The following is a 6,376-nucleotide window of genomic DNA, read 5'->3' on the forward strand; positions in this document are numbered from 1 at the left end:
AGTAAACAGCGCCATCGCTAACGAATTCTTTACAGCATGTCGCCGAATTAACGTTTGCTAGGCGCGGCTTTTAACTGGCTCGATCTGTGCACAGGCGGAACAGAATATTTGCTGAACGGGGTTGTGATGCGTGCTACTGCGACAGCGGTAGGCGTACCCGGAAAATGGTTCGGCCCGCGCCGGATTCGGCCGTGACCGACCCGTTGTGCGCCTTGACGATCGAATCCACAATGGCCAGTCCGAGCCCGTTGCCACCGCCCTCGTGAGGCGCGTCCTTGGCGCGCACGAATCGATCGAAGAGATGAGGCAGCAGTTCGGGGTCGATATCGGGCCCGTCGTCGGCCACTACCAATTCCGCGTAGGGCGGTTCAGATGTCGGGCGATAGCACGTGATTGACGTCGTCACAGTGACCCCGGCGGGGGTGTGGACCCAGCCATTCGTCAACAGATTGCTGACCAGTTGGTGCAGCCTGTCGGAGTCGCCGCGCACCCAGACTGGGTCATCGGGCAGATCTTTGACCCACTGGTGCGTGGGCGCTGCCACCGCGGCATCGTTGAACGCGTTGAGCACGATGTCGGCCAGGTCGACGTCCTCGGTGCGCAGATCGTCTCCCTCGCCCAGTCGCGACAGCAGCAGGAGCTCGTCGACCAGCGAAGCCATTCGGGCGGCCTCGGACTCGATACGGGCCAGCGCGTACTCCGTCGTCGGGGGCAGCGCGGCGCTGTCCTGGCGGGTGAGCTCCGAGTAGCCCTGCAGCGCCGCCAGCGGTGTCCGCAGTTCGTGGCTGGCGTCGGTGATGAATTGCCGCATGCGACGGTCGGATTCGGCTCGATGCGCCAGCGCGCTGTCGACGTTGTCCAGCAGCCGGTTGAAGGTGTGCCCGACGATCCCCACCTCGTTGTTCGGGTCGGTGTCGTCGGGCCGGACTCTGGTGGTGATGCGATGATCGTCGTCGGTGAGCGGGGTCCCGGCGACTTCGGCCGCGGTCACCGCCACCCGGCGCAGGGGTCGCAGCGCGTATCCGACCACCAGCGCGGTCAGCCCTGCCGTCACCAGCAGCGCGGCGACGGAAAGCACTGTGGCACTGACGATTTTGCGGCTGATGGTCTTGTTGACCAGAGCCAGCGACTCCCCGACCACCAATATGTCGTCGCCGTGGCTTCGTTGACTGCTGACACGGTAAGGCCCAAGCCTGCCCAGGTTGATTGTGTCGGTCTGGCCGTCCGCCCATGAATGGGCCTTGATGGCGGCGATGACGTCCGGTGTCCCCGGTCGCGGCTCAGGTTCGAAGAATACGACCGTCCCGGTGACCTCGCCGTTGTGGATCACCGCGATGACATTGCCGGCGTTCTGCTCGGTGAACCCCAGCAGCGCCGAGCCTATGTCGACATGCGGACCGTATTCGCCGGCGAGGTACCTGGCATACGAATGATCCAAAGCACCAAGGGATTCGGCGATATCCGCATCGGTCATCGCGTAGACGTAGGTACGCAGGCTCAGCACCGAGATCACGCCGACCACCAAGAGGACGACGGTGACCACCGCCGAAACACTCAGGACCAGTTGGTGACGAAGGGTGCGCGGCCGCCACCACGGAGTCGCCTGCGCCCCGGTCATTTCACTGCCACCTCGGTGTTACATCGGTGGGCGGAGCATGTACCCGACGCCACGCACGGTGTGCAGCATCGGCTCTCTGCCGGCATCGATCTTCTTCCGCAGGTACGAAATGTACAGATCGACGATGCTGGTGCGTCCGGCGAAGTCGTAGTTCCAGACCCGGTCCAGGATCTCGGTACGCGTCAGCGCGCGGCGCGGGTTGCGCATCAAAAAGCGCAGCAGCTCGAATTCGGTTGAGGAGAGCGAAATCAGCGTGCCGGCCCGATGCACCTCATGGCTCGCGCCGTCGAGCGTGAGATCGCCGATTGTGAGGCTTTCCTCGGCGGGCGGCGCGAGGTGGTTGGAACGGCGAAGCAGGCCGCGCAGCCGGGCGACCAGCTCCTCGAGACTGAACGGCTTGGTCATGTAGTCGTCGGCGCCCGCCGTCAGGCCGGTCACCCGGTCCATCACCGAGTCCCGCGCGGTGAGGAACAAGGTGGGCGTGTAGGGCCCGGATTCGCGCACCCGGTGCAGGATCTCCAGACCGTCGATGTCGGGGAGCATGATGTCCAGGACCAGGACGTCAGGTTCGACATCGTCGAACTTGCTGACGGCTTCCTTGCCGTTGTGGGCGACCTCGACCGTCCAGCCTTCGTAGTGCAGGGCCATCTTGACCAGGTTGGTCAGGGCCGGCTCGTCGTCGACCAGCAGCACCCGGATCGGCGATCCGTCGTCGCGGCTGATCCTGGGGAGCTGGCCGAGGATGGCCTGACGCGGCCGCTGCTCACGAGTGGTTCCCGACATGACCGCCATGATTGTCGATTCTCCCTGCCGCATACCCCGTTGTCACGAAGCTCATACGGTTCTCAAATGTGCGAAAAACCGGGCCATGGGGAGGCCAAACCGGGCCTACATATGCGTTTTCTATGCATTGCTTCTATGTGCTTGATATGAGCTGGCGCTGGACAGACTCTGGATAGTGGAAGTATTTGATATGGCGATCGCAACGTGACGGCATGCGTCGCTAACCGTTTGTGTACCAACGGTTTACACGATCTCGCCGGGAATCGACGACTGGTTTGGAGCAACCGATGCCGCTGTCATCCTTCGTGACCACGGACCCCGCGATGATGCTCGCGGCGGCCGAGGACCTGGCCGGCATCGGTGCGGCCATGTCGGCGGCCAATTCCGGTGCGGCGGGGCCAACCACCGCGGTCGTTCCGGCGGCCGCCGACCACGTGTCGGCGTTGACCGCCGCCCAGTTCGCTACCTACGCCGGCCACTATCAGGCCGCAGCGAGCGCCGCGGTCGCTATGCATTCGTTGCTGGTGAACACCCTGCATGCCAACGCGACGGCCTACGAGCTCGCCGAAGCGGCGAACTCGGTCGCGGCCGGCTAGGGCACATCTACTTCGAGAAAAGGACAACACACAATGGATTTCGGGGCGCTTCCGCCGGAAGTCAATTCAGGGCGCATGTATGCCGGCCCCGGGGCTGGATCGATGCTGGCGGCGGCGGAGGCTTGGAGCACGCTGGCTGCCGAGCTGCAATCCCTGGCTGCGGCGGCCGAGTCGGTGATCGGCGGGCTCACTGACCAGTCGTGGCATGGGCCGGCATCGACGTCGATGACCGCCGCGGTCGCACCGTACTTGACCTGGATACGCTCCACCGCACCGCAACTCGAGCAATCCGCCGTGCAGGCCCGTGCCGCGGCGGCCGCCTATGAAGCCGCTTTCGCCATGACCGTGCCGCCACCGGTCATCGCTGCGAATCGGGCTCAGCTGATGGCGCTGATTGCCACGAACTTCCTCGGTATCAACACTGCCGCCATCATGGCGACCGAGGCCCACTACGGCGAGATGTGGGCGCAGGATGCGGCGGCCATGTACGGGTACGCCGCGAACTCGGCGGCCGCCTCGGTGTTGACGCCGATCACACCGCCCAAGTCAGCCACCAACCCGGCGGGCTCCAGCGCGCAGAACGCCGCGGTGGCGCACGCCGCCAGCTCGGCCGTCGGCAGCCACGCGCAAAGTGTGTCGTCGTCGATGTCCTCGGTGCCGCAGACGTTGCAGGGCCTGTCCAGCCCGGGCTCCACGTCGGCTGGGCTGGACCAGGTGGCGCTGAGCACCGGAACGTCCGCGGCCACGTCGGCGGTCTCCACCCCGACCAGCCTGCTCAGCAACTTGACCGGCGCGACCGGAAAGGCGGCGGGCAAGACCGCTGGGGCGGGCGGCGCGCTGGGCGGTCTGGCCGCGGCCAGCAGCGGCGCTGACCTGGGCCTCATCGAGGACACCATCGGATTCGGTGAAGACGGGATCGGCCTGGTGGCACTGGACGGCGGCGGCGTCGGATTGGACGTGATCGGGGTCGGCCTGGATTTTCTGGGCGCCGACGAGTTGACCGAGTCGGGCGGTTTGGGGGCGCTGGGCGCCCTGCCCCTCGGCGGCGGCCTCGGCGCGGGACTGGGCGACGCCGGCAGCCTGGGCGGGGTCGGGGCGGCGGCCAGCGTCGGCCAGGCGGCGTCGCTCAGCGGGCTGTCGGTGCCGCAGAGTTGGGCGGATGCCGGTACCGCTGTCGCCCCGACGAGCACACCGGCCGCGGTGGCCCTGCCGAACGGTGGCGTGGGCGCGACGCCGGCCACGTCGGCAACAGGAGTGGCTGCGCCCAAGGTGACCTTTCCGAGCCTCGTGGAGCGCGAGTCCGACGGCATGCAGCGAATTGGATTGCGCAGCAACATGTTGCCGCGTCCGCTGGTCGGCTGACTCGGAGGCCGCGGTAGCCGCGTGTCGGCCGCCGCGAAATGGGTTGTCTGTCAAGGCATTGGCTGAATTGGCTGCGCAACACGCGCCGACCGGCGAACACGGCGATCATCGGGTAGCCTTCCCGAAAATTGGTGATGGGAGGGCGTATGTCGGTCGCTGAGCCGATCATTGTCGTCCTCGGTCCGTGGTGCGGAGGGACGTCGGCCGTTGCCAAAGTGCTCCATCATCTCGGCGTCCTGATGGGCACCGATTTCGACGTGGCAGTGCGTGAACTCGAGGACACCTGGGAAGACTCAGACCTCGGCATTCTGTGTCGCCGGGCCTTCAGCACACCCGGTGCTCAGCTCCAGATGGACGTTCCGGCATTGCAAGTGATGCTTCGGAATTGGGCCGACAAGCAGCGCCGCGCCGCCCACGTCGCCGGACGACGTCCCGGCGCCAAGCACCCCGTGCTGTGCGTCGCAGTGGAGCTCCTGCGTGAGGCGTGGGGTCCCATCGTGCCGGTGGTCGTGGACCGGCCCACGGAAAAGGTTGTCGCGTCGTTGAATCGACTCGGATGGTGGAAGGACGAGCAGGAGCGCGTCGAGTCAACGCAACGCCTGATTGCCGCACGCGACCAAGCGCTCATCGATTCACCAACGGTGCGAGTCGATTTCGAGGAGCTTCGCGCCACGCCGGCGGTCGCGATCCGCCGTCTCGCCGACGAGCTGAACCTCGACGTCACCGAGGAGCAGTTTCAGAACGCGGTCAACAGCGTGGTGGGAAAGCAGAATATGCCGCGTGGCGTCGATCCCCACCAGCAATTGATCGATCAGTACCTGCCCCGGGTGGAAAACGATCCCGACGACTCGCTGTCGGTGCATCTGCTGGCCCAGACCTACTTCCTCAAGAAGGATTTCGCCAACGCGCGCAAGTACTCCGAGCGTCTGATCGAGATCGGCGTGGAAGACGAAGACGAATTCTTCGCGAGGCTACGTATTGCGCAATCGATGGAGAATCTCGACGTGGCGTGGCTCGACGTGCAGGACGCCTACCTCAAGGCGTGGGAGTTCCGCCCGAATCGCGCCGAGCCCTTTTTCCACATCGCCAGGAACCTTCGGGCCCAAGGTCGCTACCGGCTCGGTTATCTGTTCGCGAAGCTCGCCGCCGACATGCCGCTCCCGGCTGGCGACATGATCATCAACGACCCGGCCCTCTACGCCTGGCGCGCTCTCGACGAGCAGGCGGTGTGCGCGTCCCAGCTGGGCCAGCACGCTGAGTCGTTCGCCTTATGCCGACGGCTCTTGCAGCAAGACGGCATCCCCGACGAACATCGCGACAGGATTGCCGCCAACCGGGACCTGGCCGCCCCGGCCATGCTCGAAGCATCGAAGCAATATCCGGAAGCCTTGGTACGCGATCTGACCGGGGCGCAGCGCGACTTTGTCGAGGTGACGATCAGCACGGTGGCCGGACGGACGCCGGCTGAGACGGAAGCGACGTTGAACTCGGTGCTGAACTGCTGCCGCGACGTGGCCTATGTGGGACGATTTCTGGTGTTCGACCACGGCGACTCACCGGACCGCACAGTCCTGCGACACCGATTTCCGTTCCTCGACTTTGTCGAATGTCCACCCGGTGGCGATCTTCGCGAACACATCCAAGGGCGTTACTGGCTGCACGTGGACCCAGGCTGGCTCTTCTTCGCCCCCGACAACTACATCACTCGGATCGCGGCCGTTTTCAATGCGGAGCCACATGTGTTCCAGGTGGGTGTCAACTTCGCGGACGCGACAACGCTCACTGGCGCAAGCGCTTCCGAGAAGAATGTGCGGCGCGCGCAGAACACCGGCCGCTACGTGATCACTGACGTGATGGCAGACGGCCCGGCGATGTTCGACACCGAACGGCTCGATCGCGCCGATGAAAACTCGATGTTTGCCACGCTCGACGAGGTGCTCTGTCTCAATCCCGCCGATTAACACCCAGCCGCCACAGTTTTCGCCGCAGACATGACTGTGGCCCGCACACCGAGGTG

5 protein-coding genes are annotated in these 6,376 nt (G+C 65.3%); 3 read left to right on the plus strand and 2 right to left on the minus strand.

Annotated elements, in window-relative coordinates; genetic code table 11:
- Positions 1 to 133 precede the first annotated feature (133 nt).
- A complete protein-coding gene (locus A5658_RS19355) occupies positions 134 to 1,618 on the minus strand; it encodes a cell wall metabolism sensor histidine kinase WalK (RefSeq protein ID WP_067338975.1) in 1,485 nt (494 codons plus the stop codon).
- Positions 1,619 to 1,636: 18 nt separating this feature from the next.
- A complete protein-coding gene (locus tag A5658_RS19360; RefSeq protein ID WP_067338977.1) occupies positions 1,637 to 2,410 on the minus strand; it encodes a response regulator transcription factor in 774 nt (257 codons plus the stop codon).
- 278 nt (positions 2,411 to 2,688) lie between these two features.
- Here A5658_RS19360 and A5658_RS19365 point away from each other — a divergent pair, with 278 nt between their 5' ends.
- From A5658_RS19365 to A5658_RS19375, 3 genes are all read left to right on the plus strand, one after another.
- Positions 2,689 to 2,997: a PE family protein gene (locus A5658_RS19365; protein ID WP_067338979.1), complete on the plus strand. Its 309-nt coding sequence runs from the start codon at positions 2,689 to 2,691 to the stop codon at positions 2,995 to 2,997.
- Positions 2,998 to 3,030: 33 nt separating this feature from the next.
- The gene (locus A5658_RS19370; RefSeq protein WP_067338981.1) at positions 3,031 to 4,359 is read left to right on the plus strand and encodes a PPE family protein; all 1,329 of its coding nucleotides are present in this window, start codon (positions 3,031 to 3,033) and stop codon (positions 4,357 to 4,359) included.
- Positions 4,360 to 4,505: 146 nt separating this feature from the next.
- On the plus strand, positions 4,506 to 6,320 hold the full coding sequence (locus A5658_RS19375) for a tetratricopeptide repeat protein (RefSeq protein WP_067338983.1): 1,815 nt from the start codon (positions 4,506 to 4,508) through the stop codon (positions 6,318 to 6,320).
- Positions 6,321 to 6,376: the final 56 nt, after the last annotated feature.

The sequence above is a fragment of the Mycobacterium sp. 1245111.1 genome, from assembly GCF_001673405.1.
Taxonomy (GTDB): domain Bacteria; phylum Actinomycetota; class Actinomycetes; order Mycobacteriales; family Mycobacteriaceae; genus Mycobacterium.